The sequence below is a fragment of the Candidatus Nitrosopumilus salarius BD31 genome (genome assembly GCF_000242875.2).
In the GTDB taxonomy this organism is placed as follows: Archaea; Thermoproteota; Nitrososphaeria; order Nitrososphaerales; family Nitrosopumilaceae; genus Nitrosopumilus; species Nitrosopumilus salarius.
On the sequence record NZ_AEXL02000160.1, the window covers coordinates 1 to 1,825 of the forward strand.

5 protein-coding genes are annotated in these 1,825 nt (G+C 30.8%); 4 read left to right on the forward strand and 1 reads right to left on the reverse strand.

Annotation, left to right across the window (positions count from 1 at the left end):
- Positions 1–44: 44 nt before the first annotated feature.
- Positions 45–176 carry a CxxC-x17-CxxC domain-containing protein gene (locus BD31_RS09905; protein WP_081583239.1) on the reverse strand — a complete coding sequence of 44 codons (132 nt, stop codon included), beginning with the start codon at positions 174–176 and terminating at the stop codon, positions 45–47.
- Between the two features lie 170 nt (positions 177–346).
- Between BD31_RS09905 and BD31_RS08960 the strand changes: the two genes are divergently transcribed.
- From BD31_RS08960 to BD31_RS08975, 4 genes are read left to right on the forward strand one after another with little or no spacing between them, the layout of a single operon-like run.
- Complete coding sequence (locus tag BD31_RS08960; RefSeq protein ID WP_008301527.1) at positions 347–565, forward strand: hypothetical protein; 219 nt, start codon at positions 347–349, stop codon at positions 563–565.
- A 44-nt stretch (positions 566–609) separates the two neighbouring features.
- Positions 610–963, forward strand: a complete 354-nt coding sequence (locus BD31_RS08965; RefSeq protein WP_008301533.1) for a hypothetical protein — start codon at positions 610–612, stop codon at positions 961–963.
- Between the two features lie 21 nt (positions 964–984).
- The gene (locus tag BD31_RS08970) at positions 985–1,383 is read left to right on the forward strand and encodes a hypothetical protein (RefSeq protein ID WP_008301529.1); all 399 of its coding nucleotides are present in this window, start codon (positions 985–987) and stop codon (positions 1,381–1,383) included.
- Between the two features lie 8 nt (positions 1,384–1,391).
- Entirely contained in the window at positions 1,392–1,676 is a 285-nt protein-coding gene (locus tag BD31_RS08975; RefSeq protein WP_048097628.1) for a hypothetical protein, read from the forward strand.
- Positions 1,677–1,825 lie beyond the last annotated feature (149 nt).

Genomic DNA, 1,825 nt, shown 5'->3' on the forward strand with positions numbered 1-1,825 from the left:
GATATAATTAAGTTCAAAATTAATTAAACAAAACTGGTCTGAAATCACTTACTACGATGTTTTGATAAGCATTCTTTACAATAGACTGGTCTATCTGGTTTTGGTTCAAAAGGCACTTCTGAATCTGTTCCACAATCGGAACACTTCATAGGATACATTTTACGTTCTTCTGACATAAGTTTCTACTAATCTCCTTACATAAGAATCAATTAAATTCATTTATTTGAAAATTTATGAATCTATTTCTATTTTTCGAAAATTATTTTTCTATATTTAGGTTAAAACCCTAAATCAAAACTTGATCAAGTATATTCGATTTTTATTACCATATTGAAAAATTCATTTATTGACTGATGATGACAAATCTAAACTTACAATACATGAAATTATGTTGAAAGGGACGATAATTGCTATAATTATTACAGTTCCATCTGTTACTACGTTTATTATTAGTTGGGTAGTTCTTAATGATTTTATTCCTGCCGTAATTTTAGGAGCAATAGTTCATTTTATTGCAATGGGATTTTCATTAAAAATCTCTAAAAAGATATTGATCAAAAAATGAGTTTATAGAATATCTTTTATGGTGTTGCAATTTATTTCAAACAGATGTCTTTCTCTAAAATAGAAAATGATTTAATTTCTGAAATTCATTTAAAACCAATTCAAGCCAAAGTGTTCCTTTTAGTTACTTGTTATGGAAAAATGTCTCCTGAAATAATTGGACAAAAATTAAAGATCTCATCTGATCAGGCCAAAAAGGCATCTGAGGATCTAATGGCTCTTGGTGCTTTCATAGATATTTCTGAAACCGAATTTGAGGCAATGCATCCACGATTTACTGCAGTTAACATGTATAGGAAGATATGTGAACAAGAAAATATTGAATTCAAACGAAATAAAATTGTAGATAATATAGGTGTAATTTTAGAAAAACCCTACGATGATGCAAGAACTAAATAATGCTAAAGATGGGGAAAAACATTGAGTATTGATACTGAAACTTGTAAACATCAACCAGTCTATTTCGGAGTTGTAAACATCAACATTGATGAGCGTACAATTGGCTCTGTAGATGTCTGGAGATGTGGTGTCTGCAAGAAAAGATTCTGTGAAGAAAAACAACTTGGAATAGAAGAGCTTGCCGACCTTGTAGGGATGCCAAAAATTGATCCTGATGCAAAATGGGCAGTTACAGTATGTAAATTACAACAAGGAAAATACAGATGGAAATTAGTAAGACTGAAAGAAAATGGCGAAATCAAACATGAATGCCTAGATGAGCAGATTATCCCACTCAAAGTTAATGGTTTCCAAGTAGAAGACGAAAAGCATTGGAGCTTTTTAATTGACGAGAATATTAACAAGGCTGTAGAAATTTAATCTCTAAAATGGATCTTAAAGTTCACATTAATAATATACATGGAAGCCAGATGGCTGCCAAAATTACTGGTAATTTTACTATCGATAGCAATGAATTTCGTTTTACTGCAATTGCTTTTGGAAGAATTGGGGGTCAAAATATTGGAGCAAAAATTTCTAAAACTACTGAAAAAGAATTGGAAAAATTAGGGTATGATCCTGAGGAAATAATTTTGTTACTTCAGAGAAATCTACTTCAAGGTGATTTGACACTTCCAGAAGGTCTTAAAAGAGAATCATTTGTTGATGATTAAAATTCTGCCTCTTCTAATGCCTTAGCACATGAGCAACTTCTAGTTTTTGGAATTTTATCTATTAATTCCGTTAGTATTTTCTTTGTTCTTTCTACATTTTTTGAAAGTGTTTCAAGAACTTCTTTTGCAGTAACTGGTTTGTCAGCCCA

Bases quoted from the DNA above. Each gene is read 5' to 3' on its own strand.
- BD31_RS09905 (WP_081583239.1), bottom strand. From the start codon at position 176: ATGTCAGAAGAACGTAAAATGTATCCTATGAAGTGTTCCGATTGTGGA.
- BD31_RS08965 (WP_008301533.1), top strand. From the start codon at position 610: ATGTCTTTCTCTAAAATAGAAAATGATTTAATTTCTGAAATTCATTTA.
- BD31_RS08975 (WP_048097628.1), top strand. From the start codon at position 1,392: ATGGATCTTAAAGTTCACATTAATAATATACATGGAAGCCAGATGGCT.